At 70.3% G+C, this 26660-nt stretch carries 20 protein-coding genes; 12 read left to right on the top strand and 8 right to left on the bottom strand.

Annotated features, from left to right (window positions below; translation table 11 throughout):
- Window positions 1–207: 207 nt before the first annotated feature.
- The 3 genes from OG788_RS04595 (at window position 208) to OG788_RS04605 (ending at window position 1209) form a co-directional block, all read left to right on the top strand.
- The gene (locus tag OG788_RS04595) at window positions 208–354 is read left to right on the top strand and encodes a hypothetical protein (protein ID WP_351556915.1); all 147 of its coding nucleotides are present in this window, start codon (window positions 208–210) and stop codon (window positions 352–354) included.
- A gap of 224 nt (window positions 355–578) precedes the next feature.
- Complete coding sequence (locus OG788_RS04600; protein WP_351556918.1) at window positions 579–707, top strand: hypothetical protein; 129 nt, start codon at window positions 579–581, stop codon at window positions 705–707.
- Between the two features lie 94 nt (window positions 708–801).
- The gene (locus OG788_RS04605; protein WP_406369212.1) at window positions 802–1209 is read left to right on the top strand and encodes an STAS domain-containing protein; all 408 of its coding nucleotides are present in this window, start codon (window positions 802–804) and stop codon (window positions 1207–1209) included.
- 57 nt (window positions 1210–1266) lie between these two features.
- Here OG788_RS04605 and OG788_RS04610 read toward each other — a convergent pair whose 3' ends face one another.
- Window positions 1267–1626, bottom strand: coding sequence for a DUF5133 domain-containing protein (locus OG788_RS04610; RefSeq protein ID WP_406369213.1), 360 nt, complete (start codon window positions 1624–1626; stop codon window positions 1267–1269).
- A 210-nt stretch (window positions 1627–1836) separates the two neighbouring features.
- Here OG788_RS04610 and OG788_RS04615 point away from each other — a divergent pair, with 210 nt between their 5' ends.
- Window positions 1837–2007, top strand: coding sequence for a hydrophobic protein (locus OG788_RS04615; RefSeq protein WP_351557703.1), 171 nt, complete (start codon window positions 1837–1839; stop codon window positions 2005–2007).
- 66 nt (window positions 2008–2073) lie between these two features.
- Complete coding sequence (locus tag OG788_RS04620) at window positions 2074–2640, top strand: Dps family protein (protein ID WP_406369214.1); 567 nt, start codon at window positions 2074–2076, stop codon at window positions 2638–2640.
- Window positions 2641–2746: 106 nt separating this feature from the next.
- Here OG788_RS04620 and OG788_RS04625 read toward each other — a convergent pair whose 3' ends face one another.
- On the bottom strand, window positions 2747–3682 hold the full coding sequence (locus tag OG788_RS04625) for an anti-sigma factor RsbA family regulatory protein (protein WP_406369215.1): 936 nt from the start codon (window positions 3680–3682) through the stop codon (window positions 2747–2749).
- A gap of 433 nt (window positions 3683–4115) precedes the next feature.
- Between OG788_RS04625 and OG788_RS04630 the strand changes: the two genes are divergently transcribed.
- The 3 genes from OG788_RS04630 to OG788_RS04640 all read left to right on the top strand — a co-directional run bounded on the left by OG788_RS04630 (window position 4116) and on the right by OG788_RS04640 (window position 12158).
- Entirely contained in the window at window positions 4116–4997 is an 882-nt protein-coding gene (locus OG788_RS04630) for an RNA polymerase sigma factor SigF (RefSeq protein ID WP_356756951.1), read from the top strand.
- Between the two features lie 357 nt (window positions 4998–5354).
- Complete coding sequence (locus OG788_RS04635; protein ID WP_406369216.1) at window positions 5355–9632, top strand: HAMP domain-containing protein; 4278 nt, start codon at window positions 5355–5357, stop codon at window positions 9630–9632.
- 102 nt (window positions 9633–9734) lie between these two features.
- Window positions 9735–12158, top strand: a complete 2424-nt coding sequence (locus tag OG788_RS04640; protein ID WP_406369217.1) for a SpoIIE family protein phosphatase — start codon at window positions 9735–9737, stop codon at window positions 12156–12158.
- Between the two features lie 261 nt (window positions 12159–12419).
- Here the strand turns inward: OG788_RS04640 and OG788_RS04645 are convergent, their stop codons facing one another.
- Entirely contained in the window at window positions 12420–13277 is an 858-nt protein-coding gene (locus OG788_RS04645; RefSeq protein WP_406369218.1) for a DMT family transporter, read from the bottom strand.
- Window positions 13278–13566: 289 nt separating this feature from the next.
- Here OG788_RS04645 and OG788_RS04650 point away from each other — a divergent pair, with 289 nt between their 5' ends.
- Entirely contained in the window at window positions 13567–14433 is an 867-nt protein-coding gene (locus OG788_RS04650; RefSeq protein WP_406369219.1) for a GAF and ANTAR domain-containing protein, read from the top strand.
- A gap of 38 nt (window positions 14434–14471) precedes the next feature.
- Here the strand turns inward: OG788_RS04650 and OG788_RS04655 are convergent, their stop codons facing one another.
- Window positions 14472–16145 (bottom strand): molybdopterin-dependent oxidoreductase, encoded by a 1674-nt coding sequence (locus OG788_RS04655; protein ID WP_406369220.1) that lies wholly within the window; start codon window positions 16143–16145, stop codon window positions 14472–14474.
- A gap of 376 nt (window positions 16146–16521) precedes the next feature.
- Between OG788_RS04655 and OG788_RS04660 the strand changes: the two genes are divergently transcribed.
- On the top strand, window positions 16522–17643 hold the full coding sequence (locus tag OG788_RS04660) for a PP2C family protein-serine/threonine phosphatase (RefSeq protein ID WP_406369221.1): 1122 nt from the start codon (window positions 16522–16524) through the stop codon (window positions 17641–17643).
- An 84-nt stretch (window positions 17644–17727) separates the two neighbouring features.
- On the opposite strand, the gene kstD is transcribed toward OG788_RS04660, so the two are convergent.
- Window positions 17728–19521 carry a 3-oxosteroid 1-dehydrogenase gene (kstD, locus tag OG788_RS04665; protein ID WP_406369222.1) on the bottom strand — a complete coding sequence of 598 codons (1794 nt, stop codon included), beginning with the start codon at window positions 19519–19521 and terminating at the stop codon, window positions 17728–17730.
- A 250-nt stretch (window positions 19522–19771) separates the two neighbouring features.
- On the opposite strand from kstD, the gene OG788_RS04670 reads away from it, so the two are divergent.
- Window positions 19772–21415 (top strand): GMC oxidoreductase, encoded by a 1644-nt coding sequence (locus tag OG788_RS04670; RefSeq protein ID WP_406369223.1) that lies wholly within the window; start codon window positions 19772–19774, stop codon window positions 21413–21415.
- A 68-nt stretch (window positions 21416–21483) separates the two neighbouring features.
- On the opposite strand, the gene OG788_RS04675 is transcribed toward OG788_RS04670, so the two are convergent.
- Both OG788_RS04675 and OG788_RS04680 read right to left on the bottom strand, forming a co-directional pair.
- Window positions 21484–21963 (bottom strand): carboxymuconolactone decarboxylase family protein, encoded by a 480-nt coding sequence (locus OG788_RS04675; RefSeq protein WP_351555495.1) that lies wholly within the window; start codon window positions 21961–21963, stop codon window positions 21484–21486.
- 9 nt (window positions 21964–21972) lie between these two features.
- A complete protein-coding gene (locus OG788_RS04680) occupies window positions 21973–23046 on the bottom strand; it encodes a dihydrodipicolinate reductase (RefSeq protein ID WP_351555465.1) in 1074 nt (357 codons plus the stop codon).
- Window positions 23047–23231: 185 nt separating this feature from the next.
- Between OG788_RS04680 and OG788_RS04685 the strand changes: the two genes are divergently transcribed.
- Window positions 23232–23852, top strand: coding sequence for an L-threonylcarbamoyladenylate synthase (locus OG788_RS04685; protein WP_406369224.1), 621 nt, complete (start codon window positions 23232–23234; stop codon window positions 23850–23852).
- 77 nt (window positions 23853–23929) lie between these two features.
- On the opposite strand, the gene OG788_RS04690 is transcribed toward OG788_RS04685, so the two are convergent.
- Window positions 23930–26323, bottom strand: a complete 2394-nt coding sequence (locus OG788_RS04690) for a M4 family metallopeptidase (RefSeq protein WP_406369225.1) — start codon at window positions 26321–26323, stop codon at window positions 23930–23932.
- Between the last annotated feature and the right edge of the window lie 337 nt (window positions 26324–26660).

A 26660-nucleotide genomic window follows, 5' to 3' on the forward strand; every position in this document is an offset into this window, starting at 1 on the left:
GATGCTCACAGCAGGAGAACGAGCGGGAGCCGACAAGGTAGTTCAGCCGTTCGAAGGATTGGCGCACGACCGGTCACCCGGAGCTCAGGCGCTCCCCCACCGCGCCGGAGGCGCCGTCGACGGCATCGCCGCGACGGGCCTGACCTGGCGATCCCGGGGTAGACGGGCCAGGCAGGAAGCCCGTCACCCCGCACCGGAAGGATCGTCATGCCAGGAATGGTGGAGCGCCTCAAGCAGTTCGCCAAGAGCCCCCAGGGACAGCGCACCGCCGAGGAGATACGGCGCGCGGCGGCGGATCCGCGTCGCCGGGCCCAGGCGCAACGGCTGTTCGGCAAGCTGCGCGGACGCCGTTGACCGCCGTCGGCCGGATCGATCCGTGCCCTGGTGTCTCCGCTGTCCCCGCCGGATTTCCTCGCACACAGATCCAGCCACTCCAGGCCGGGTCCGTCGCCCGATCTTCCCGCCATCATTGAGCCCTCGCCACCTGGGCGCGGCCGCCGTCGGGCGTCCCGCCGTCGCACGCCCCGGTGGCCGGCAGCTCGTCGAAAGCGGAAAGAAATGGCCAACACCCGGTCCCCATGGGCCTGTTCTCCTGCCGGATACCCGTCATGACGGCGGCCCGCATCCCAGGACTGATTCTGCCCCTCTTCTTCCTGTGCGCCTTCGTCGTGGGCCTGGTCTGGTACTGGCGGCATCGCGGCGAGTAACACGGCCGGTCCGGCCCTCACCGCCGTCCTACGCGTCGAACCGAACAATCGGGGTAGCCAGCCGTCCTACCCGTTGCCGATGTGGGAGGTATCCGTGCCCGGAGACCTGAGCCCGTTGTCCATCGACGTCACCCTGCCCCGGGAGGACGTCGCCCTGCTGACCGTCGAAGGCTCGCTCGACGTCGATACGGCGACAGAGTTGCGGCATCATCTGGCGAACCAGTTCCATCACGGACGCCGCCGGTTCCTGCTCGACTTCTCGGCCGTTCCGTTCATGGACTCCTCCGGCATGAACGTCGTCCTGCGGAGTTACCAGGAGACCCGCAAGACGGCGGGCAGCGTCCACATCATCGCTCCCACACCGGCGGTGCGACGGATTCTGGACCTCACGGGGGTCAGTCTCACCGTGCCCGTGTCGGAGAGCGTCGACGAGGCGCTGGCGCTGGTGGACTCGTGGCGGAAGGAAGAGGAGCAGTCGGGAATTCCTGACCGCTGTTCATGAAGTGGGGGTCACCACCCGGCCGGGTGGTGACCCCCACTTCCCGCGTACGCCCGGCGATCAGAAGAGCGGCCCGGGCATGCCGAGGCTCTGGCCGTTCAGGGTCCGTACCTCGGTGGGCGGCTGCGTCAGCGGTGAGGTGGGCGGGGAGATCCCGCTCGGCGAGGCCGCCGACGACGTGCCGTTTCCCAGCAGTCCGCCCTGCTGCGTGTCCCGCCGGTTCCCTCCGGCCACGAGCATGGCGTCGGCCGCGACCACCGCGTCGTGCACGCTGGTCGTTCCCGTCATCACACAGAGCGTGTACGTGACGTCCTCCAGCCGGCGGGCCGTCTCCAGCGTCTCCTTCTCGGCGTACGCGATCTTCAGGGCCGCGTAACGCGTCAGCAGCCTCCGGACAACCTTCGGGTCGGGCACGAGCACGGCGAGGGCTCCTCTCTCGAGTTTCCGTCCGTGTGCCCGGTTCGCGGCGATTCATTCGCAACAGCCGCCCCAGACAACCTATTTGGCCCAACGTCATCTCTCTGGCGGATTTCCGCCGCACCACGCCCTCGCAGGGCACGGCCCGGCGCCCCGACAAAAGGTGTGACGCAAAGGAACCAGGGCACTTGAAGGCACTGGAGGTTGATACCGATGGTTCCCCTGCTTCTCGTTCTTCTGCTCGCCCTGCTCCTTTTCGGCGCCGGTTTCGCCGTCAAGGCGCTGTGGTGGATAGCGATCATCGTGCTTGTCGTCTGGCTGGTCGGCTTCGTGGCGCGTCCGGGGGCTTCCGGCGGCCGTCGCGGCCGCTGGTACCGCTGGTAGGCGCACCACGGACATCCGCAACGGAGAACACCCGCAAGAGATCTGCGCGCGAAGGAAAGGCACAAGGTGAATTCCACGACACCGCACTACACGGTTCCCGGCGTCAGCACCCACGACGGCGGCCGGATCATCGAGGTGCTGAGCACGCGGCTCCATGCCCTCAACGACCTTTCGCTCACGCTGAAGCACATCCACTGGAATGTGGTGGGTCCGCATTTCATCGCCGTTCACGAAATGCTCGATCCCCAGGTGGACCGCGTGCGTGACATGGCCGATGACACCGCCGAACGGATCTCCGCCCTCGGCGGGGTTCCGCACGGTACGCCTGGCGCGCTCGTCGCCGAGCGGAGCTGGGACGACTACAGCGTCGGCCGCGCCGACGCCATCGCCCACCTCGGCGCGCTCGACCTCGTCTACACAGGAATCGTCGAGGACCACCGCGCGGCCATGACCGAGGTCGGCAAGATCGATCCGGTGACCGAGGACCTGCTCATCGAACAGCTGCGCTCGCTCGAACAGTTCCAGTGGTTCGTCCGCGCGCACCTGGAGAGTTCGGGCGGCTCCCTGTCGCAGGCCCGGGCCCACACGGAGCGCGAGGCGGCGCGATCGGCCGAGCAGGGCACCGCCCGGTAGCGGCGGGAGAAAGCGGCGGCACACGTCGAGGGGCTCGAACCTGGGGAACAGGTTCGAGCCCCTCGACGTGTGCCGTTACGCGCGGGCGCCGTCACGCGAACACAGGTCACGTGCGGGCGATGTAGCTGCGTACGGTCGTGCCGAAGTGCTCGGTGTGCACTCGGACGAGGTCCGAGACGTAATGCACGAGGAACAGCCCTCGTCCGCCGATCTGGTCGGGGCGCACGGGATGCCGGCCGACCAGCGGATCGCTCAGCCGTCCCTCGTCCCGCACCTCGCACACGATCTGCTCGCTCTCGGCCCAGATCCTCAAGGTCCCCGAACCGCCCCCGTGCACCACGCTGTTGGTCGTCAGCTCCGCGACCACGAGGTTCAGATCCTGTAGGCGAGCCGGTGTCATTCCGCGTTCCCGGGCCTCGCTCGTCGCGAAGTTGCGGGCGGCGGGCAGGAGTTCCGCGTCGAAGCGGACGGTCGCGGCTCCCGGGGGGTGGCGCAGCGCTTCGTTGCAGCGCGCCAGCACTCCGTCCGGGTCGTAGACCGGGCTGGCGCTCTGCAGGCCGCCGCTGATCACGACGGGGTGCGTGACGTGGGCGTCGGCGATCACGTCGTGCGGGAGGGCTCGCGCGTCGTACGGACAGAGGATGGTCACGTCACGTCCGCCGAACGCCGTGTTGATCAGGGCCTCGTGCTGGACACAGGCCGGGTATTCCACCGCTGTACGGCCGTCCCAGATGGGCTCGCCGATGATCCGCACATGGCCGCCGCGATGGGCGTCGGCGAAGGCCCGCAGAACGGAGGGGATGATCCGGCCCGGGTTCCGGCCGGCCCGCGTCATGTCGATCCAGCGGACGCCGGTGCCGAGCGGACCCAGTTCGCCCCGGATGAGATCCAGCCGTGGGCCGGGCACGGCCACCGCCACCGGCTCCCCGGCGGCTACGCCGTCCGACACGAAACGTGTCGTCGCTTCCACGTACTCACGGTCGCCGCGATAGATGAGCGCGGGGTGGACGAAGGGTTCGCCGGGGAGTGCCGCCGTCGTCATGCCGCGACCACCGCGCCCCGGTGCCGGCGTCCGGCGAGCGGTCCCGCGTCGAGGCACACCGAGGGGCAGAGCGTCTGCGCTCCGTCCACTCGCTGCTCGATGCCCACGGACTCACCCCGAAACCCATTTTACGCGGCCGCCCCGGCACCGGAGCCGGGCCCCGGCCACGAGGGCGCCACCGCGTCGGCCGCACACACTCCTCACCTGCCCCGGGATCCCCGGCAGAATCTTCCGGGCATCGGCTCGAAATCTGACGCCACCGTCCCGCATCCGAACGAGGTCCCCGGACGGAAGTACACCCTGACCCGGCGCCGGGCGGGAGGCGGGACGTACGTGTTCCGCAGAATTTCTGCGACCGGGTGGCATGAGTGGTGTGATGCAGGGCAGACGGTGCCCTGTCATTGATTCCTTCGGACGATTTGGGGTGGACGGCATGGCGGCCGTGACGGCAGCGAAGGCAACGGACACGGCGTACCAGGCGGCGACGACAGAGGGGGGCGTCCTTCCGCAGATCGACGAGCCGCTGAAGATCAGCCCTAAGGACGCGCGTGAGCTCTCCCGCCAGTTCTTCGACCGGCTCGCCGTCCTCGAAGAGGGCACGCACGAGTACCAGTACGCGCGCAACACCCTCATCGAGATGAATCTCTCCCTCGTCCGGTACGCGGCGGCCCGCTTCCGCAGCCGCAGCCAGGGTGAGATGGAGGACATCGTCCAGGTCGGCACCATCGGCCTGATCAAGGCCATCGATCGGTTCGAGCTGACCCGCGAGGTCGAGTTCACCTCCTTCGCCGTCCCCTACATCGTCGGTGAGATCAAGCGCTTCTTCCGCGACACGAGCTGGGCCGTCCACGTGCCGCGCCGCCTCCAGGAGGCCCGCGTGGAACTCGCCAAGGCGACGGAGGAACTGCGCACCCGCCTCGGCCGTACGCCCACCACGCGGGAACTGTCCGAGCTGATGTCGTTGTCCGAGGAAGAGGTCATCGAGGCCCGCAAGGCGTCGAACGGCTACAACTCCTCGTCCCTCGACGCGGCTCTCACGGCCGACGGCGGCGCGGACGGCGAGGCCGTCCTCGCGGACTTCATCGGGGAGGACGACCCCTCGCTCGAGCTGGTCGAGGACTTCAACTCCCTGGCCCCGCTGATCGCCGAACTCGATGACCGTCAGCGCCGGATCATCCACATGCGTTTCGTCGAGGAGCGCACCCAGGCGCAGATCGGCGAGGAGCTCGGCATCTCGCAGATGCATGTCTCCCGGCTCATCACCCGCATCATCAAGCGTCTGCGGACGGGCCTGCTCGACCCCGCGGTCGCCTGACACGCCGCACGGCACAGCCGGTACGACGGTCCCGTCGCCCCGCCCCCGGACTCCGGTCCGGAACGGGTCGGCGGGACTTGTCGTGCGCGGTCCGGGCGACCCCAAACCAAGAGGGTTCTGTGTATCCCCTTCACTCGCGCTTATTCCTGCCACCGGCAATATTTTTGGGCCGTTGAAGAGTTTTCCTTCACGCTTTGTTCAGCGCCTGCCTTCTGGGTTAGCCTGCGGCGTATTTTCTATTCGGGATGACCCGTGATCTGCGGGAATGCCACGGACAGGCGCGGGGGCCGTCCGCGGGCCCGGCGTGGTTCCGAGTTCCGTCGCACGGAACTCCTGGGGAGCGGAACGAGGGTGGGCATGGCCAGGGCAGCGAGTGAGACGTCCGTGAGAACGCCGGGCGAGCAGGAGTTGCGCCAGTTGCTGGCCGGCCTCACCGCCGTGCGCGACGGCGACTTCGGCACCCGGCTCCCCGACGAGGCCGGAGGCCTGCTGGGCGACATCGCGACCGTGTTCAACGGCATGGTCGACCAGTTGTCGGTGTTCACCTCCGAAGTGACGCGGGTGGCGCGCGAGGTCGGCACGGAGGGGACGCTCGGCGGCCAGGCCGAGGTGCCGGGTGTCTCCGGTACCTGGGCCGACCTCACCGACTCCGTCAACGCCATGGCGGGCAACCTCACCACTCAGGTCCGTGACATCGCGCAGGTGGCCACGGCGGTCGCCAAGGGCGATCTCTCCCAGAAGATCGACGTGCCCGCCCGCGGGGAGATCCTCCAGCTGAAGGAGACCGTCAATACGATGGTCGACCAGCTCTCCGCCTTCGCCGACGAGGTCACCCGCGTCGCCCGCGAGGTCGGCACGGCGGGCAACCTGGGCGGACAGGCGCAGGTCCCCGGTGTCGGCGGTGTCTGGCGCGACCTCACCGACTCCGTCAACCTCATGGCGGGCAACCTCACCGCCCAGGTCCGCAACGTCGCCCAGGTGACGACGGCGGTGGCCCAGGGCGACCTCTCCCAGAAGATCACCGTCGACGCCCGGGGCGAGATCCTCGAACTCAAGAACACCATCAACACGATGGTCGACCAGCTCTCCGCCTTCGCCGACGAGGTCACCCGCGTCGCCCGCGAGGTCGGCACCGACGGACGCCTCGGCGGGCAGGCCGATGTCAAGGGCGTCAAGGGCACCTGGCGCGACCTCACCGACTCCGTGAACTTCATGGCGGGCAACCTCACCGCCCAGGTCCGCAACGTCGCCCAGGTGGCCACGGCGGTGGCCCAGGGCGACCTCTCCCAGAAGATCACCGTCGACGCCCGGGGCGAGATCCTCGAACTCAAGGAGACCATCAACACGATGGTCGACCAGCTCTCCGCCTTCGCCGACGAGGTCACCCGCGTCGCCCGCGAGGTCGGCACGGCGGGCAACCTGGGCGGACAGGCCACGGTGCGGGGCGTCTCCGGCACATGGAAGGACCTCACCGACAACGTCAACGTGATGGCGTCGAACCTGACCGGTCAGGTCCGCTCCATCGCGCAGGTTGCCACGGCCGTGGCCCGCGGCGACCTGTCGCAGAAGATCACCGTGGAGGCGAAGGGCGAGGTCGCCGCCCTGGCCGACGTCATCAACACGATGGTCGACACGCTGTCCGCGTTCGCCGACGAGGTGACCCGCGTCGCCCGCGAGGTCGGGACCGAGGGACGCCTCGGCGGCCAGGCCCACGTGCCCAATGTCGCGGGCACCTGGAAGGACCTCACCGACAACGTCAACTCGATGGCCAACAACCTCACCGGACAGGTGCGCAACATCGCGCTGGTGACGACGGCGGTGGCCAAGGGCGACCTGTCCAAGAAGATCGACGTCGACGCCCGCGGCGAGATCCTGGAACTCAAGACGACCATCAACACGATGGTCGACCAGCTCTCCGCCTTCGCGGCGGAGGTCACCCGTGTGGCACGGGAGGTCGGCAGCGAGGGCAGGCTCGGCGGCCAGGCCGAGGTGGAGGGCGTCTCGGGCACCTGGAAGCGGCTGACCGAGAACGTGAACGAACTCGCCGGCAACCTCACGCGCCAGGTCCGCGCCATCGCCGAGGTCACCAGCGCCGTGGCCGAGGGCGACCTGACCCGGTCCATCACGGTGGAGGCCTCGGGCGAGGTCGCCGACCTGAAGGACAACATCAACTCCATGGTCGAGTCGCTGCGTGAGACCACGCGCGCCAACCAGGAGCAGGACTGGCTCAAGACGAACCTGGCCCGTATCTCCGGCCTGATGCAGGGCTACCGCGACCTGGACGTGGTGGCCGACCTCATCATGGACGAGCTCACCCCGCTGGTCGCCGCGCAGTACGGCGCCTTCTATCTCGCCGAGGAGACCGCGAAGGGGACGGAACTGAGGCTGGTCGGGTCGTACGGCTACCCCGACGAGGACGGGCGCCCCACCCGTATCCCGCTGGGCCGCTCGCTCGTCGGGCAGGCGGCACGCAGCCGCCGTGCCATCACCGTGGACGAACTGCCGCCGGGCTACGTCACCATCTCCTCGGGCCTGGGACAGACGGCGCCGACGGCTCTGGTGGTACTCCCCATCGTCGTCGAGGAGCAGGTGCTCGGCGTCATCGAGCTCGCCTCGGTCACCCACTTCAAGCAGGGCCACCGCACCTTCCTGGAACAGCTGATGGAGACCATCGGCGTCAACGTCAGCACCATCGTGGCCAACGCCCGCACCGACGAGCTGCTCGGCGAGTCGCAGCGTCTGACCGCCGAACTCCAGGCACGTTCCGAGGAGTTGCAGGTCCAACAGGACGAACTCCAGCGCTCCAACGCCGAGCTGGAGGACAAGGCATCGCTGCTCGCGACCCAGAACCGCGACATCGAGGCGAAGAACCTCCAGATCGAGCAGGCCCGGCAGGAACTCGAGGCGCGGGCCCAGCAGTTGTCCCTGGCGTCCAAGTACAAGTCCGAGTTCCTCGCCAACATGAGCCACGAACTGCGGACGCCGCTCAACAGCCTGCTCATCCTCGCCCAGCTGCTGGCGCAGAACCCCTCGCGCAATCTCACGCCGAAGCAGGTCGAGTACGCCGGGATCATCCACTCCGCGGGCTCCGACCTGCTCCAGCTGATCAACGACATCCTCGACCTGTCGAAGGTCGAGGCCGGCAAGATGGACGTCACCCCCGAGCGGGTCCCGCTGCGTCAGCTGCTCGAGTACGTCGAAGCCACCTTCCGTCCGATGACCTCGCAGAAGAGCCTGGAGTTCACGGTCAGCACCGCTCCCGGATCTCCGGTCGACCTCCTCACCGACGACTCCCGGCTGCGGCAGGTGCTGCGCAACCTGCTGTCGAACGCTGTCAAGTTCACCGAGCGGGGACGCGTCGAGCTGCGGATCGAACCGGCGGCAGACCAGGAGATCCCCACGGGCGTACGGCGCGGCGGCACGGTCGCCGCCTTCCGGGTCAAGGACACCGGGATCGGCATCCCCGAGCAGCAGCTCGAGACGATCTTCGGCGCCTTCCAGCAGGCCGACGGCACCACGAGCCGCAAGTACGGCGGGACCGGCCTGGGGCTGTCCATCACCCGGGAGATCGCCCACCTGCTCGGTGGAGCGGTCACCGTCGACAGCACACCCGGACAGGGCAGTACGTTCACTCTCTTCCTGCCGGTCGCGCGCCCCGACTTCGAGGAGCTGCTGGCCGGCGGCCGCAAGCCCGAGTCGGCGCCGGCCGAGGGTGCCTCGGCGCTCGACGAACGGCGGCACACGGTCGCCGGTTCGATCAGTCCGCCGAGTCGGCGGCGGCGCCGGCTGCTGGTGGTCGAGGAACGGCCGCGGGGCCTGCTGACGCTGGTGGCCGAGAGCGCGGTCGGCGATGTCGCCCGCAGCCGGGACGAGGGTGACGCGCGCGAGAGCGTCGACGTCGTCACGGTCGTGGGGGCGGAGGAGGCGGCGAGCGCGCTGGCCGCCGAGCCGTGGCACTGCGTCGTCCTCGAACTCGGCATGCCGGAAGGGGAGACGGCCCGGTTCCTGGAAGCGGTGGAGGGCGACTCCGCTCTGGCGACGGTTCCCGTCCTCGTCCACAACGGCAGCCGCGTCGACCTCGCACAGGAGCAGGCGCTGCAGTCCCGCTCGGGCGCCCGGTCCCTGGAGTTCCTGTCCAGTCTGGACGAGCTGCGCGAACGCATCGCGCTGCACCTGTCCGCGGACCAGCCCGGCGACGTGGTCCCGCTGGTCCGCGCCGAGGAGGCGAGGAGCCGGCCCGCGCAGCCGATCGACGACGCGTTCCGGGGCCGTACGGTGCTCGTCGTCGACGACGACGCCCGCAACCTCTTCGCGCTCAGCGGGATCCTGGAGCTGCACGGGTTCCAGGTGCTGCACGCGGAGAACGGCAGGAAGGGCATCGAGACGCTGTTGAGCCGGCCCGAGGTCGCGCTGATCCTGATGGACGTGATGATGCCCGAGATGGACGGGTACACGGCGACCGCCGAGATCCGCAAGATGCCCCGGTACGCCGAGCTGCCGATCATCGCGGTGACGGCGAAGGCCATGCCCGGCGACCGGGAGAAGAGCCTGCTGTCGGGTGCCAGCGACCACGTCACGAAGCCGGTCGACACCAACGACCTCATCGCCTGCGTCCGACGCTGGCTGGGGGAATGACATGGCGCTCGGCACCCACCGCCACCTCCGGCCGGCGGGGCGTCCGCCACTGCCGCTCCTCCCCCACCCCGCAGAGGGTCCGCGTCGAAGAACGGCCGCACCATGAACATTCCTGAAGCGACCGACGCGAACGTCGCCGGTTCAGCGGACGCCGCCGACGAAACGGAGGCCGACCCGTCCGGCGAGCTGTCGGACGTGGCCCGGACCTCTCCGGTGGGCCGGCTGGCGGCCACGGTCGAGCGGCTGCGCCGCGAGGTGCGGGCCGCCCAGGCGGAGGCCGACGGACGGGCCCTGATCGAGCTGGCCAAGGGCATCCTGGTCGAGCGGCTGGGCTGCGGGCCGACTCAAGCCGCCCGCCAGCTCACCGAGTTGGCCGAGCAGGCCAAGGTGTCGCAGCTCCAGCTCGCGGTCGAGATCATCAACCAGGCGGCGCACGACCGGCTTTCGGAGGTGACCAGCGCCTTCCTCGCCGTCGCGACGGAACCCGCGCCGAAGGACGACGCCCCGGCGGTTCGGCTGCGCGCGGCCGAGAGCGGTGCCCTGGCGGCGGACGACACCCAGGCGGTGGCCGACTCCCTGCTCCAGCACGCGCTGACCCCGCTCGGGGCAGTCGCCGTTGCCATCTGGGCGGCGGACGCCGACGGTTCGCTCTCGCTGGCGGGCAGCGCCGGATTCTCGACGGCCGAGGCCAGGCGCTGGCGCTACGTACCACCGGGTGTGGCGACGATGGCGCGCCGCGCGCTGTCCGAACGCACCGCCCAGTGGGCGGCTTCGCTGTCGGGCACCGGACTTCCCTCCATCGGGCACGCGGCCCACCCCGACGGGGGGAGGGTCGCGGTACCGGCCGGCTCCGGGGGCCGTATCCACGGCGTCCTGGAGATCGCCTGGCCGTCCGCCCTGGAACCTCAGCCGCCGCAGGTCGTCCGTCAGGTCGAGGCGTTGGCGGAGCTGTGCTCGCACACGCTGGAGACCCACGCGCTGCCGGGCGAGGGTCACGACGTGCGGGGGACGAACGACGTCTCCGAACTGATCGACCTGGTGGACGGGTTGCACGATCCCGCCCTGGTCCTGGTGCCCCACCTCGACGACCAGGGACGGCTCGCGGACTTCCGCATCCGCCATGTGAACGGCCGTTTCCTCGATCCGGCCGGGCGGCCCCGCGGCACCGTCCACGGGGCGCTGCTGCTGGAGGCCTATCCGATGGTCGCCGGGGACAGCGACCTCTTCCAGTGCATCGAGCGGGTCTACGCCACCGGGGAGCCGTTCCGGGCGCGGCGCATGGATCTCACGGCGCTGGTCGACCAGGTGCCGCTGTCGGCCGTGGCCGACATCAACGTCAGCCGGCACGGCGGAACGGTGCTGCTCATCTGGCGCATAGAGGACGAGACCGCTCGGCTGGCGAGTCTCCTCCAGCACGCCCAACGGCTGGGCAGGATCGGTGGCTTCGAGGAGAACCTGCTCACCGGCGAGATCATCTGGAACGACACGCTCTTCGACCTGTACGGCCGCTCCCCCTCGGGAGCTCCCGTGCCGCTGGAGGAGTTGCCTGCGCACGCCCATCCGGACGACGCCGTCGCCATCGGCCGGTTCCTGCGCACCGTCCTGCACCATCGCCGGCCGGCCACGGCCGCGTTCCGTCTGCAGCGTCCCGACGGCGTCACCCGGCACATCCGCATGGTGGCCGAGCCGGTGCTCGACGCCGACGACCAGCTCTTCGTGGTCCGCGGGGCCTACCAGGACATCTCGGCGCAGCACTGGACCGAGGTCGCGCTGGCGGTCACCCGGGACCAGCTGGCGCACACCGAGCAGCAGGCGCACGAGCGCAACCGGCTGACCCTCCAGCTGCAGCACGCGATCATGCCGCCGACCCAGGCTCCGTTGCGGGCTCCGGGGCTCGAAGTGGCGGTGCGGTACCGGCCGGCGGAGACGGAGCAGCTGGTCGGGGGCGACTGGTACGACGCCGTCGTCCTGCCCTCCGGCCTTGTCCTGCTGTGCGTCGGGGACGTGGCCGGTCACGGGATCGAGGCGGCGACCAGCATGGTCGTGCTGCGCAACGCGCTGCGCGGACTCGCCGTGACCGGTGCCGGGCCCGGACAGCTGCTGTCGTGGCTCAACATCGTGGCGCACCATCTGACGGGCGGGGTCACCGCCACCGCGGTCTGCGGCATCTACGATCCGCGCCGCCGTGTTCTGCGCTGGGCCAGGGCCGGGCATCTGCCGCCCGTTCTGGTCCGTGACGCGGAGGCCAACCCGCTTCCGCTCCTCAAGGGCATCCTGCTCGGCGCCGTCCCCGAGGCGACGTTCGAGGAGGACGAGGTGCAACTGGCGGTCCACGACACCTTGTTGATGTACACGGACGGTCTGATCGAACGGCGCGACCGCTCGGTGGAGGTGTCGCTGCGCCAGCTCCTCAACGCGGCCCGTACGACATCCAGGACCCTGGACCACCAGCTCGACCGGCTCCTGACGTACAGCAGGTCCGACACCGACGACGACACCTGCATCGTCGGTATACAGGTCGCGTAGGACCGGCCGGGGAACGTCGAGCGGGACGGTGGCCGGAAGCGGGTCCGCAACGGTTCCCGGTCCGCACGCACGAATGCGGCCCCGCGGGCAGCCGGGGGGGGGTGACTGCCTGCGGGGCCGTACGGCTCGGGTTCGCCAGGGGGGGTTGGCTCACTCGAGTCGTCTCAGGATGCTGTTGCCCCGGTCCCGGCGATGCATGCACACGGGTTTCCGGCCAGGATTCCCCTCGTATGGCCGAGCGTCCTGGCCTTCGGCCATGGGTCAGTGGGCGATGTCCGCGATGTGCGGCACCACCCGGGTCAGCCGCAGTACGCCCCACAGGACCAGCCCGGCCCCGAGCAGCTCGGGCAGCAGCCACCAGCCGGTGCGGATCGTCTCGTCGAAGAGGATCACGCCCAGCAGCAGGCTGATCGTCGCGTCGCCGATGGTCAGCGCCGGCTGCGAGGCGGCCAAGGGGCCCGCCTGGAGGGCGTTCTCCAGCAGCAGGACGGCGCCGACCCCGGTCACGGCGAATCCGTAGGTCTGCCAGACGCCGAGGAAGGCGACGAAGCCGTCGTCGGTGAGCGTGCCCATGGCCGACTTGAGGAGCGCGGCCGTCAGCGCGTTGCTGATGGCCGACGCCGATCCGAGCACGGCGGCGCGGAACAGCGGCGGGCGGCCCGGGCGGGCGACGACGACCGCGACGGCCACGGCTCCCAGACACAGGATCAGCACCGGGGTCCAGCGCGCCATGGAGGCGTCGGACCGAGCGCCCGAGGGAGCTGCCGAGCCGAGGACGAGACCGAGGCCGGCCACCACACCGGCGACGGCCCACCACCCCGCGCGCGGCAGACGGCGGTGCAGCAGGGGGATGGCGATCATCAGGGCGAAGGGCAGTTCCAGGATGAACAGGGGCTGCACCAGGGACAGCGGTCCGTTCACCAGGGCCAGGGCCTGGAAGACCGCGGCCCCGATCACCCCCGCGATGCCGATCAGCCACGCAGGCTGCCGGGCCAGTCGCAGGATGAGCCGCAGTCCGCCGCCTTCGGCGACGCGAGAGGCCGCCTTGCGCTGGAATGCCGTGCCCATCGCGTTACTGGCGGCCCCGAGAAGCGCGAACAGCACGGCCAGCCCCATCACTCCTCCACCATGCCCCGGGCCGGCGGGCCGGGCCTCTCCGGGCTCGCCGACCGGACGAAGCGGGGCCCGGGCGGGCCGGTGTCAGGAACTCCGCCGGACCTCTTGCGGAGCGGACGCCGCCCCGGGATAGGGTCGGCGCGAGTGCTTGGGAAGCAGGCACGCACCGCGTTCTTTCCGCGGGGCCGCGCGGTCGCGCGTCCCGGCGGTGCGGCGGCGGCCCGTCCTGCCTTCCCGTGGGCGTCCGGGCCGCCGGTGGAATCAGACGCCGTCAGTGAGGATGCCGTACAGCATGAGCCAGGAGGCACCGCTCCCGCCCGCCGGCGGGCGCGTCCCCGAGCCGGAGGCGGACTCCGCCGACCTGCGCGGGGAGATCGTCCGTCTGCGGGAGCACAACGCCGATCTGCAGGAACGCCTGCACGCGCACCCGGCGATCTCGCTGGCGCAGGGTGTGCTGATGGAGCGCTACCGGCTGCCCGCGCCCGAGGCGTCCTTCGCCCTGCTCCGCGAGGCGTCGCAGCGGTTCAACATCAAACTGCACACGCTGGCGGACGCGGTCGTACGGACCCCGCACAGCCCCGACGGACCGGCGCGCGGAGCGGACCGCCCCCGGACGCCCCCTCCCCCGCTGCCCGGCCTGCGGACCGCCGGAGCCGATCGCACCCACCAGGGCGAGGTGCTGAGCGCCGCTCTGCACCGGGTCCTGGACATCACGGGGGCCGGCATGGGCAATGTCCAGCTCTCCGAGGGGGGACGTCTGCGGATGGTCCGGCACTCGGGTCTGGAACGTGAGTTCACGAGCTTCTTCGCGTTCGTCGACTCGCCCACCACCTCGTGCGCCCAGGCCGCCGAAGACCGCAGACAGGTCACCGTCCGGGACGTGGCGACCGCCGACGTCTTCGACGAGGACTCCCGTCGCGTCATCCTGCGGGCGGGCAGCCGGGCCTGCCACAGCGTGCCCCTGGTCAACCGGGCGGGCGTGCCGATCGGCATGGCCTCCTCGCACCACGAGCGGCCGTTGCCCGGGTTCACCCGCGTCCAGCTCGATGCCTTGGAGGCCACCGGCCTGATGGTGGGCCGCTGGCTCTCCTGGCACCGCCGCACCGTCGTGCTCGACGCACTGGATCATCTGCACGCTGCGGCGACCTCGGAGCGCTGAGCACCTGAGATCCGCCGCGTCCGCCTAGCACCGGGTGTTCAGTCGACGGTGACGACCACGGAGTGCCGGCCGTCGGCGCCGTCCGGGATGGTCCGGGTGCGCCCGTCGGTCTGGACGTGACCGGTGCGATCGGTCGCCCGGACCGTGAGGGTGTGGCCGCCGCGGGTGGCCTGCCAGGGGAAGGACCACTGGCGCCAGGTGTCGACGGTGTCCTCGGCCGCCAGTTCGGCCTCCTGCCAGCGCCCGTCGTCGATCCGCACCTCGACCCTGTCGATTCCGCGGTGCTGGGCCCACGCGACCCCGGCGACCATGACGGTGCCCGCCCTGGGCCGTGCGAAAGGCTTGGGCGTGTCGATGCGGGACTGGGTCTTGATCGGGGCCCTGCTCGCCCACTTCCGCTTCACCCAGTACGGGTCGTACGCGTCGAACGTGGTCAGCTCGATGTCCTTGATCCACTTGCACGCGGACACGTAGCCGTACAGGCCCGGGACGAGCATCCGCACCGGGAAGCCGTGCTCGAACGGGAGCGGCCGGCCGTTCATCCCGACGGCCAGCAGAGCGTCACGGCCGTCCATCACGTCCTCGACGGGACTGCCGATGGCCATGCCGTCGACGGAGCGCGCCACGAGCTGATCGGCCGGGCCGCCCTCGGACGGCAGCCGCACCCCGCACTCGGCGAGGAGGTCGGCCAGGCGCGCTCCGATCCAGCGGGCGTTGCCCACGTAGGGGCCGCCGACCTCGTTGGACACGCAGGTGAGCGTGATGTCCCGCTCGATCAGCTCGCGCCGCAGGAGATCGTCGAAGGTCAGAGTCATCGGGCGGGTGACGCCCCGGCCGTGGATTCTCAGCCGCCAGGCGGTGGCGTCCACCTTGGGGACCACCAGGGCGGTGTCCACCCGGTAGAAGTCGGCGTTCGCCGTCACGAACGGACTGACACCGGGCACCCGGAGCTGTGCCCCCTTGGGAATCGGCGCGGCCGGGGACGCGACGGCGGGCAGTACGAGGTTCGCGCGGGAGGCGACCGCGTCCTGACCGCGGGCGCCGTTCAGCGGCCGGCCCAGTGCCCCGGCACCGGCCGATGCCGCGGCGGCCGTGGTGGCGGTCACGATGAAGCCGCGCCGGTCCCAGCCGGACGCCCCCGGCACGGTGGCGGGGGCGGTGGCCCCGTCGGCGGTCACGGGGTCGTCCCGGTCCGGCCGGGAGTCCGGCGCGGACAGTGCGGGCCGGGTGGTGGAGAGCCGGCCGACCAGCGCGTACAGGAGCAGTGCGCCGCACAGGGCTCCGGTCACCGACGGCAGGGCGTCGGTCCAGCCCGTGGAGTCGGGACGGGTGAGCGCGGCGGTACCGCCGATCACACCGAACAGGAGCACTCCCAGAGCGCCCGCGCGGCGACGGCGCACCGCGAGCACGCCGAGCGCGCAGGCGAACAGCGCGAGGACTACCAGAATGCCGAGCTGGAGAACGAGTTTGTCATCGGTGCCGAAATGGCGAATCGCCCAGTCCTTCACCGCAGGCGGTGTGCGGTCGATCGCGGCGCCCCCGACGGCGACGATCGGGCCCGCCTCGGGTCGTACGAGCGCGCTCACCGACTCGGCGACGGCGAGGGCGGCGAACCCGGCGAGCATGCCGCTCAGGGCGCCGAGCGAGTACCGCACCCAACTGGCCGGTGCGTCTCGATCATTCGGTCCTGCCTGCCAAGTGTTCCCTGTCATCACGGTCGGAATCCGATCCCGGGCGTCCGGCGGATTGGTCGCTCACCCCGTCCGACGAAGTCCCTTCCCCCGTACGGGTTGGAAGCGTCGGACCCCGCGCGCATCCATCGGTCCGCCGGCGGACGGGTCGAGCGGTGGTGGGATGAAACCCCGCCGACGGGGCAGACGCCCGGTGGAGCCCCGTCACCCTCATCCCCGTGGGTGGCGGGGCTCCGTGTTGCCGGCACGGCCACGGCCGCCCCACGTCGGTCCGTCCGCCCTCCCCGCCGCCCCGGGCGGGACCGGCCCGCGTCCTGCCCGCGCCCCACGTCGCCGGGCCGATCGGAATGCGCGGCAACGCGGAATGGAGGACGGTTGTGGCAGAAGGAGGAGTGCCATGGCCACGAAGGCCGCGCCCGGTCAGCGGGACGACCAGCACCGGGGATGGCTGCGCGGCTCGCCCCCTCCGCGCTGGGTTCGCCTGCTTCCGCCGGTCCTGCTGGTGGGGGTCTGCGTGGCCGAGCTGGTGAGCAGTGAGGCGCTGGACATCGGCTTCATGCTGGGCGCCATCCCCTCCCTGGCCGTGCTCTCGTACGGGCCCCTGGCGACGGCCGCCTTCGGCGCGATCGTCGTGGTACTGCTGACCATCCCCGCCCTGCAGCTCAACCATCCGGGACAGGCCGACCTGCTCACCATCGTCTTCGTCGCCGTGCTCAGCGTGTTCGTGTCCCTGGTCCGCAGCCGAAGGGACGCGCATCTGGTCACCGTGCGGTCCGTGGCGGAAGCCGCCCAGCTCGCCGTTCTGCCACCGCTCCCCGAGAGCGTCGGGCCGGTGCGCTGCGTGGGGCTGTACCGGCCGGCGCAGCGGGAGACGCTGGTCGGCGGGGACTTCTTCGACGTACGCGACGGCCCCTTCGGGGTCCGGGCCGTGATGGGCGACGTCCAGGGTCACGGGCTGTCGGCGGTGGGGACGGTCGCCTCGCTTCTCGGGGCGTTCCGGGAGACGGTGCTGGACCAACGCGGTCTGGAGGCTGCCGCGGCCCGGCTCGACCGACGTCTCGTCGTGGACTCCGCAGCGGTGGATCACGCCGAGTTGTTCGCCACGGCTCTGCTCCTGGAGTTCTCACCCCGGGCCGACACCGTGCGGCTGGTGTCCTGCGGGCACCCGAACCCGCTGCTGTTGCGCGGCACGAAGGCCCTCGAACTCGACACCGACTCGGGGGCCCCGCTGGGGCTGGGTTTCTTCGAGCTGTCCCCGCCGCACCTGCGCACCGTCGACCTGGAGCCCGGCGACCGGCTGTTCCTGGCGTCGGACGGCGTGAGCGAGAGCCGGAATCCGGCCGGCGTCTTCTACCCTCTGCCGGACCGGCTGGCCGCGTTCGCCGAGGAGCCTTCGGACGCTCTGGTCGACCGCGTGTGGCAGGACCTCGTCGAGTACTGCCCCTCGATCCGGGACGACGTCTCGATCCTGCTCCTCGCACCGCGGATCCGGGGCGACGACGACCGCGACGGCGGCTGACGGCCCAGGGCGGTGCGGGGCGTACGGGCGGTACGGGACGGGCCGACGCGGGAGCAGGACCGGGGCCGGGCCGCCCGCACCGCGTCAGGCCGCCGCGATGTCCAGCGCCGCGATGTAGCCGAACGTCATGGCGGGACCGATCGTCGAGCCCGCTCCCGCGTAGCTGTGGCCCATGACGGCCGCGCTGACGTTGCCCGCCGCGTACAGGCCGGGGATCACCGTGCCGTCGGGGCGCAGGACGCGGGCCCGGGCGTCCGTGACCAGACCGCCCTTGGTGCCCAGGTCACCCGGAACGATCCTGAAGGCGTGGAACGGTGGGAGCCACAGAGGGGCCAGGCAGGAATTGGGAAGGATCGCCGGGTCCGTGTAGTAGTGGTCGTAGACGCTGTCGCCGCGGTGGAAGTCCGGGTCCGTGCCGTTCAGGGCCAGGCCGTTGAAGCGGCTGACGGTGGTGCGCAGGGCGGCCGCGGGGACACCGATCCGGCCGGCGAGGTCGTCCAGGGACCATGCCTTGTACGCGGCGCCGGAGGTGTACCAGGCGTCGGGGAACGCGAACGTCGGCGCGACATCCTTGAACAGGTAGCGGTTGCGGTAGTTCTGGTCGACGATCAGCCACGCCGGGATGTCCGGTGCGCTCGGGTTGCGGTCGTACATGGTGTGCACGACGTCGCTGTAGGGCGCGGCCTCGTTGACGAAACGCGCTCCGGCGGCGTTGACCAACAGGCCGCCGGGCAGCGTGCGTTCGGCCAGGCAGAAGTAGGGCTGGTCGGGCAGCGGGATGGCCGGACCCCACCATGCGTCGTCCATCAGGTCGAGCGCGGCCCCTGCGCGACGGCCCGCCAGGATGCCGTCGCCGGTGTTCTCCTTGGCGCCCACCGTCCAGGCGGTCCCGATGGGCTGGCGCTGGTACTGGGCGCGCATGGACGCGTTGTGCTCGAAGCCGCCGGAGCCGACGATGACCCCGCGCCGCGCCCTGACCAGTCCGGACGCGCCGTTCTGGGTGACGACCGCGCCGGTGACGGCACCGCTTTCCACGAACAGGTCGGACAGCGGGGTGTTCAGCCACACCGGGACCCGGGCGGCGAGCAGGCCCGCGCGCAGTCCGGCGGCGAGCGACTGGCCCATCGTCAGCGGCTTCTGGCCGAGCAGCGCCGCCTTGGTGCCCCGGGCCAGGCACTCGGTGGCGACGGCCGCGCCCTTCGCACTCACGGCGGCGAGGGTGAGCCACTTGTAGTCGGCGCTGAAGACGACCATGCCGGCCGGGACCGCCATGTACGCCGGGTTCAGGTGGGCGAGTTCGGCTCCGAGGATGTTTCCGTCGAGCTGGTCGGGCTCCATGGAGCGGCCGCCCGGGAGCCCGCCGGGAAGCTCCGGGTAGTAGTCGCTGTACCCCTCCATCCAGCGGAAGCGCAGCGGGCTGTTGGCCATGACGAAGGAGATCATGGCCGGTCCGTTGCCGAGGAAGGCCTGTTGACGGGCGGCGGAGACGTCCGGGCCGACCACGGCCGCGAGGTAGCCGGCGGCCTTGGCCGGGGTGTCGGGGACTCCGGCGGCGAGGATGACCGGGTTGTTGGGGATCCAGATGCCCGCGCCGGAGCGAGCCGCCGAGCCTCCGAAGGTCGGCGCCTTCTCCAGGACGACGCAGCTCAGTCCCTTCTTGGCGGCGGTGAGCGCGGCGGTCATCCCCGCGGCTCCGGAACCGACCACGACGACGTCGTACGTGCCCAGCAGCGGCAGGTCGGCCGCCGTGGCGGCTCCCGCGGTCCCGGCGGCGAGCGCGAGGGAGGCGCCCGTGGCCGCGCCGAGCACCCGGCGCCGCGACGGGCCGGGCGTCGGGATGGAGTCGGTGCGTCTGGCGGGGTCGGCGCTCGGGGACATCACAGGGCGCTCCAGCAGGGCGAAGGAATGTGAGGCGTTCCGTGCTCCGGGAGCCGACAGGCCCCCGCCGTACCGGTTCTGATGCAGCGTCAGGAAATGTCGCGCGAGGGTCTTGTGAAGTCAAGAGCAAGCGGATCAGACCTCGCCGATCACCCCAAGATCGGACACAAGTTACCAACCGGTATGTAGTGACTTAACAAGCTGGCAACAGTAGAACCTGTTCCCACTCATCGAGAGTGAGGAGTGTCACATGAGTGACATCAACCAGCAGAACAAGGATTCCAGAGGTGTCTCGCGCCGACGATTCATTGCTGGAACGAGTTCTATTCTTGGAGCCGTGAGTCTTGCCGGCCGTGCCGTCGCGGCCCCGGCGCAGGTCGCCACGGCGGCCTCGTCGATCCCTTCCGGAGCGCATGTCCCCGTCCTGGTGATCGGCACCGGATACGGGGGCTCCGTCGCCGCCCTGCGGCTCGCCCAGGCGGGCGTCGACGTGCAGATGGTCGAGATGGGCATGGCCTGGGACACCCCGGGCTCGGACGGCAAGATCTTCGCCAACACGACCAGCCCGGACTACCGTTCGTACTGGCTGCGCACCAGGACCAAGCAGCCTCTCAGCAACTTCCTCGGCTTCCCCATCGACAAGGACGTACCCCGCTACACCGGGATCCTCGACGCCGAGGAGATGGGCCAGATCATCGTGTACCAGGGCCGCGGCGTCGGCGGCGGATCGCTGGTCAACGGGGGCATGGCTGTCACCCCGAAGCGGGAGAACTTCGGCGCCATCCTCCCGTCGGTGAACGCCGACGAGATGTACGCGACCTACTATCCGCGCGCCAACGCCGGGCTCGGTGTCGGCCTCGTGGACCCGGCGTGGTTCGACACCACCGACTGCTACCAGTACGCACGGGTCGGCCGTAAGCAGGCCCAGCGCTCCGGCTTCCCGTTCGTCTTCGTGCCCGACGTGTACGACTGGGACTACATGAAGCAGGAGGCCGCCGGCACCGCCACCAAGTCGGCGCTCGCCGGAGAGATCCTCTACGGCAACAACTACGGCAAGAAGTCACTCCAGAAGACCTACCTCGCCCAGGCCACGGCCACCGGCCGGGTCACCATCTCACCGCTGCACAAGGTCACTTCGGTCTCACCCGCGGCCGGTGGCGGCTACACGGTACTGATCGACCAGCTCAACACCAACGGCGACGCCACGGCCTCCAAGACGGTGACCGCGGACCGCGTCTTCTTCGCGGCCGGAAGTGTCGGCACCAGCAAACTCCTGGTCAAGCTGAAGGCCACCGGCGCGCTGCCCGGCCTGAACGGCGAGATCGGCCAGGGCTGGGGCGACAACGGCAACGTCATGTGCGGCCGCGCCAACCACCTGTGGGATCCGACCGGCGCACTGCAGGCCAGCATTCCCTGCGGCGGCATCGACAACTGGACCGCGGGCGGCGCGTTCGCCGAGGTCGCACCTCTGCCCACCGGCATCGAGACCTTCGCGTCGTTCTACCTGTCCATCACCAAGAACCCGAACCGCGCCCGGTTCTCGTGGAACGCCGCGACCGGCACCGTCGACCTCAACTGGCAGACCGCCTGGAAGCAACCCGCCATCGACATGGCCAAGTCGATCTTCGACAAGATCAACGCGAAGGAGGGGACGATCTACCGGACCGATCTCTTCGGCGTATACAAGATCTGGGGCGACCACCTGACCTACCACCCGCTCGGTGGCGCCGTGCTCAACAAGGCCACCGACAACTACGGCCGTCTGCAGGGCTATTCGGGCCTGTACGTCATCGACGGCGCGCTGATTCCCGGCAACACCAGCGTCAATCCGTTCGTCACGATCACGGCGCTCGCCGAACGGAACATCGAGAAGATCATCGCCGTCGATCTCTAGGGCGCGTCCGGGCCGCCCGAGCGGCCCGGTCCGCTCAGTGGCCCGCATCCCGCGCGTTCCGGGTCGCCTCAGTGGGTCGGCAGCACGCACACGGCGTCGAGGCCCAGCACGTGGTTGAGCCGGCCGAACGCCAGCCAGGAACCGATGCTCATGCTCAGCTCCACGATCTCCCGCTGGGTGTACAGCGCGGTCATCCGCGCCCAGAAGTCCTCGTCCAGACCGTGGTGATCCAGGGCGTACCGCTCGGCGTACTCGGCGGCCAGCCGTGTGCGGTCGTCGAAGGCGTCGGTGGTACGCCACTGGGTCACCGCGTCCGCGAACTCCTCCTCGACCTTGTGGCCCTCCCGCTCCGTGCGCCAGTCGAGACAGAACAGGCACCCGTTGATCTGCGCGATGCGCAGACGGGCCGCCTCGAACTCGCGCAGGCCCAGCGTCGTGTGCTCGTACACCGACAGGGAGAAGTTCGCGGCGGCCATGCCGATGCCGGGCACCATCTCGCCCCACACGTATCCGATCGGTTCCTGTCCCTCGGGAATGTCGATGTGCAGGGTCATGGGTCACTTCCTTCCGAGTCGGCCGACTGCGGGGCGCAGCGGGACGTCGAGTGCGTCATAGAGCCCTGGTTCCGCGTCGACCAGCCAGTCGATGGCGCCGACCAGGCGGCCCACCGCGGTGGCGTTCCCGCCGGCGGAGCGGTTCTCGCCCTCGTCGGTGGCCTCGACGGTGACCTCGATGCGCGGGCGGCCCTCGATGATCACGCGGTGGGCACCGTCCCCGTCGGGCGGCGTCGGCCAGTCCGGCGCGCAGGAGGCGTGGATGCGGGTGACGTGCTCGATGACGATCCGGGGCTCTCCCCCGACGATCCCCTGCACCTCGAAGCGCACGGCGCCCTGGGTACCGGCCGCGAACTCGCCCATGGTGCGGGTGTTCACCGTGTCCGTGAGCGGGCGGCGCTCCAACGTCTCGCGGATGTCGTCGAGTTCGACGCCGAGCGCCCGTGCCATGAGCCGTATCTGGCCGCCCCACACCATGGTCGGGATCGACGGGGCGAGCATCAGCGGCTCGTAGTCCATCGGCTGCCCCATGCCGACCAGGTACCGGACGGATTCCTCCTGTTCGTACGTGGAGTAGTCGAAGATCTCCTGGCAGCGGATGGCGTCGACCGTGGTGCCGAGGCCGCTGATCAGCAGGGGCAGCACGTCGTTTCCCCAGCCGGGATCCACTCCGGAGACGAACAGGGAGCCGCCTCCGTCCGCGATGGCGGCGAGCACGGGCTCCCGGAACTCCGGCGGGGCGTTGCGCTGGTCGTAGAGCGGATAGAGCGCGGGCGTGACGACCACCGCACCGGCCCGGATCGCCCTGCCGATGTCGGCGAGGGCCTCGTCGGGGCGGATGTCGCCGGTGGCCGCGTAGACCACGGCTCCGGGGCCACCGGCCAGGACGGCGTCGATGTCGTCGCTCGCCGCGACCCCGAGGCCGTGGTCGAGCCCGGCGAGTTCGCCGGCGTCCCGGCCGGCCTTGTCGGGGTTGTGGACGAGCACGGCCGCGAGTTTCAGCTTCGGGTGGGCCTCGACGGCGCGGATGGCCGCGCGGCCGACGTTGCCGGTACCCCAGACCACCGTGGAAATCATGCGGCGGAGGGTAGCGAGACGACCTCGAGGTTCCTAGTGCCGTGACCGGGGAAAGATTCCGGGCCCGGAACCGGTCGAAGGGTTCCCGGGAACATGACGGGGGCGCCGGGGCCGGGTGCCGCTCGTCCGGGGTGACCGCATGCGGTTCGGGGCGTGCCGCCGGGGTCACCGCCTAAGCTCGGAACATGGCCAAGTACTTCGATGTGCACCCGGACAACCCGCAGCGCCGCATCATCAGCCAGGTGGTGGAGATCGTCCGGAGCGGCGGGCTGATCGTCTACCCGACGGACTCCTGCTTCGCGCTCGGCTGCGCGCTCGGCAACAAGGACGGGATCGACCGCATCCGTTCGATCCGCCAGCTCGACGAGCGGCACCACTTCACGCTGATGTGCGAGGACTTCGCGCAGCTGGGGCATTTCGTACGGATCGACAACGCCGTCTTCCGCACGGTCAAGGCGGCGACTCCGGGGAGTTACACCTTCATCCTCCCGGCGACGAAGGAGGCTCCGCGCAGGCTGCTGCACCCGAAGAAGAAGACCGTGGGGGTGCGGATTCCCGACCATGCCGTCGCGCAGGCGATCCTCGCCGAACTCGGCGAGCCGCTGCTGTCGAGCACCCTGCTCCTGCCGGAGGAGGACAAGCCGCTGACCCAGGGCTGGGAGATCAAGGACCGCCTCGATCATGTGGTGGACGCTGTCATCGACTCCGGCGACTGCGGCACCGAACCGACGACCGTCATCGACTTCTCGGGCGCCGAGCCCGAGATCGTGCGCCTCGGAGCCGGGGACCCCTCCCGGTTCGAGTAGGACCGGGCACGGCACCGCGGCCCGGGTCCTCCCTGCGGAGGACCCGGGCCGCGGCCTGGAATGTCAGGTACTGCCGGTCAGCTGGTCGTCAGGGCGGTGTCGTCCACGACGAAGCTGGTCTGGAGCGAGGAGTCCTCGACGCCGCTGAACTTGATCGCGACGGTCGTGCCGGCGAACGAGGACAGGTCGAACGTCTTCTGCGTGTAGCCGGTGGCCTTGTTGAGGTTCGAGTAGGTCGCCAGCGTGGTCGATCCGGCCGTGACCGTCAGCTTGTCGTACGCGGAGCTGGTGGTCGTCTCGGCCGTGTCGATGTGCAGGTAGAACGTCAGCGTGGCCTTGCAGCCGCTCGGGACGGCCACCGACTGGGCCAGCGTGTCGGTGTGGGTGGAGCCGTAGCCGTCCAGCCACGCCTTGTAGGAGCCGCCGTGGGCCGCCTGGCTGCTGGAGTTGGTGATGACTCCGCTGGAGGCGGTCCAGGTGGTGTTGCCCGACTCGAAGCCGGCGTTGCCGAGCAGCTGCGCCGAGGTGCAGGTGCCACCGCCGCCCGAGGAACTGACCGTCCAGGTGAAGGACGCGGTTCCCGTCGCGCCGGTGCTGTCCGTCACGGTGACGGTCGTGCTGTACGTCCCCGCGGTGGTCGGCGTGCCGGAGATGGCGCCCGTCGAGCCGCTGATCGACAGACCGGCCGGCAGACCCGACGCGGCGTAGGTCAGGGAGCCGGTGTTGGTGCTGCCGGCCGAGATCTGCAGGCTCACCGCGGTACCGACGGTGGAGGACTGACTGCCCGGGTTGGTGACGGTCACGCCGCTGGTCGGCGGGGTGACGTGGCTGCCGACGTTGATGCCGGCGAAGGCGTTCGCCACCCCCGCGTACTGGGCGGAGCTTGCGCCGTACAGCGCCGTGGCGGCGTTCAGCGCGGCGGTGCGGGCACCCGCGTAGTTGGTGGTCGACGTCATGTACGTCGTGAGCGCCTTGTACCAGATCTGCAGGGCCGCGGCCCGGCCGATGCCCGCGACGGCCACGCCGTCGGAGGTCGAGCTGTTGTACGTGACGCCGTTGATGACCTTGGTACCGCTGCCCTCGGAGAGCAGGTAGAACATGTGGTTCGCGGGGCCCGAGGAGTAGTGGACGTCCAGGTTGCCGACGCCGGAGTACCAACTGTCCGCGGAGCCGCCGTCCTTGCTCGGCTTGTCCATGTAGCGCAGCGGGGTGCCGTCGCCGTTGATGTCGATCTTCTCGCCGATGAGGTAGTCGCCCACGTCGGAGGAGTTGTTGGCGTAGAACTCGACGCCGGTGCCGAAGATGTCGGAGGTCGCCTCGTTCAGACCGCCGGACTCACCGGTGTAGTTCAGGCCCGCGGTGTTGGAGGTGACGCCGTGGCTCATCTCGTGGCCCGCGACGTCCAGCGAGGTCAGGGCGTGGGTGCTGCTGGTGCCGTCGCCGTACGTCATGCAGAAGCAGCTGTCGTCCCAGAAGGCGTTGACGTACGCCGTGCTGTAGTGGACGCGGGAGTAGGCCGCGACGCCGTTGTTCTTGATGCCGCTGCGGCCGAAGGTGTTCTTGTAGAAGTCCCAGGTGGTCTGGGCGCCGTAGGCGGCGTCCGCGCCGGCCGTCTGGGTGTTGGAGCCCGCGCCGGTGCCCCAGACGTCGTCGGCGTCGGTCATCAGGGTGCCGGTGCCGGAGGTGCCGTTGTTCAGCGAGTACGTCTTGTGGCTGCCGCGGGTGGAGTCGGTCAGCTGGTACGTCGAACCGGACAGCGTGGTGCTGAGCGTCACCGTGCCGCTGTACTGGGTGTTGCCGGTGCCGGTCTGGATGCCCTCGTACCGCGTGAGTTCCTTGCCGGTGGTGGCATCGGTGACGACGTGCAGCCTGCTCGGCGTGCCGTCGTCCTGGAAGCCGCTGATCACGGTCTCCCAGGCGAGCCGGGGTGTACCGGTGCCGGCCCAGATGACCTTGCGGGCACTGTCGGTGGCGGGCTTCTCCGCCTTGAGCGCCTTGGCCGTCTTGAGTGCCTTGGCCCCGGCGGCGGCCTTGGTGACCGACGCGGTGGTGGTCGCGACCTTGATGGTGTGCTTGTTGTTGAAGGTCGTGCTCACCGTGCCGGTGGCCTGCGAGGCCGGCGGGGTGTGGACGACGACGTCGCCGCCGAGTACCGGCAGGCCGGCGTAGGTGCGCTCGTAACGGGTGTGCAGGGTGCCGTCGTTGTCCTTGACGACGTCCTTGACGACCAGCTTCTCCTTCGAGCCGAGGCCGAGGGTGCCGGCGGTCGCCGTGGTCTGCTTGGATGCCTTCTTCAGCAGCGCCACGTGCTGGGCCGGGGTGAGCTCGGCTTCGAGTCCCCCTGTACGCAGGGGGGTTGTGTGGGGGGCGGGCTTGGCGGCTGCCGGGACCGTCTGTATACCGACGGCCAGCAAAGCGGCGGTGGCCACCAGGGCTCCGGCCGCGGTCGCCTGACGGGGGATACGTCTCACTCGTACTCCTACTGCTTCGGCCGCGGTCGGCGGCCGGCGACAGACCGGGCAGACGGGATGTGCTGTCCGGGACGAGCTGAGCAGGGGCGTGCGGGAACGCGACCGTGGGCAGGCCGTGAGCGACCTGCTCTACAGGTGGGGGAAGGATCGCACTCTTGACCTAGGCATGACACGCGCTTGCTGGCAATCGAGGGTTATCCCTAAGCCGGCGGCCGAAACACCCTGCCTCGCGCCGCACCCCCCGGGTGACATCGCCGACATTCCCCACGACCCGGGGGATGGAGGAAGCCGGGCAGCCGCGTCGGACCGGGCAGGTGTCCGGCCCAGCCGCGTCAGA

The organism is Streptomyces sp. NBC_00647, assembly GCF_045207245.1.
In the GTDB taxonomy this organism is placed as follows: Bacteria; Actinomycetota; Actinomycetes; order Streptomycetales; family Streptomycetaceae; genus Streptomyces.

Excerpts from the sequence above, each read along its gene's own strand:
- OG788_RS04595 (WP_351556915.1), top strand. The coding sequence starts at position 208 with ATGCCAGGAATGGTGGAGCGCCTCAAGCAGTTCGCCAAGAGCCCCCAG.
- OG788_RS04600 (WP_351556918.1), top strand. The coding sequence starts at position 579 with ATGGGCCTGTTCTCCTGCCGGATACCCGTCATGACGGCGGCCCGCATC.
- OG788_RS04615 (WP_351557703.1), top strand. The coding sequence starts at position 1,837 with ATGGTTCCCCTGCTTCTCGTTCTTCTGCTCGCCCTGCTCCTTTTCGGC.
- OG788_RS04625 (WP_406369215.1), bottom strand. The coding sequence starts at position 3,682 with ATGACGACGGCGGCACTCCCCGGCGAACCCTTCGTCCACCCCGCGCTC.
- OG788_RS04630 (WP_356756951.1), top strand. The coding sequence starts at position 4,116 with ATGGCGGCCGTGACGGCAGCGAAGGCAACGGACACGGCGTACCAGGCG.
- OG788_RS04635 (WP_406369216.1), top strand. The coding sequence starts at position 5,355 with ATGGCCAGGGCAGCGAGTGAGACGTCCGTGAGAACGCCGGGCGAGCAG.
- OG788_RS04640 (WP_406369217.1), top strand. The coding sequence starts at position 9,735 with ATGAACATTCCTGAAGCGACCGACGCGAACGTCGCCGGTTCAGCGGAC.
- OG788_RS04650 (WP_406369219.1), top strand. The coding sequence starts at position 13,567 with ATGAGCCAGGAGGCACCGCTCCCGCCCGCCGGCGGGCGCGTCCCCGAG.
- OG788_RS04655 (WP_406369220.1), bottom strand. The coding sequence starts at position 16,145 with ATGACAGGGAACACTTGGCAGGCAGGACCGAATGATCGAGACGCACCG.
- OG788_RS04660 (WP_406369221.1), top strand. The coding sequence starts at position 16,522 with ATGGCCACGAAGGCCGCGCCCGGTCAGCGGGACGACCAGCACCGGGGA.
- kstD (WP_406369222.1), bottom strand. The coding sequence starts at position 19,521 with ATGTCCCCGAGCGCCGACCCCGCCAGACGCACCGACTCCATCCCGACG.
- OG788_RS04670 (WP_406369223.1), top strand. The coding sequence starts at position 19,772 with ATGAGTGACATCAACCAGCAGAACAAGGATTCCAGAGGTGTCTCGCGC.
- OG788_RS04680 (WP_351555465.1), bottom strand. The coding sequence starts at position 23,046 with ATGATTTCCACGGTGGTCTGGGGTACCGGCAACGTCGGCCGCGCGGCC.
- OG788_RS04685 (WP_406369224.1), top strand. The coding sequence starts at position 23,232 with ATGGCCAAGTACTTCGATGTGCACCCGGACAACCCGCAGCGCCGCATC.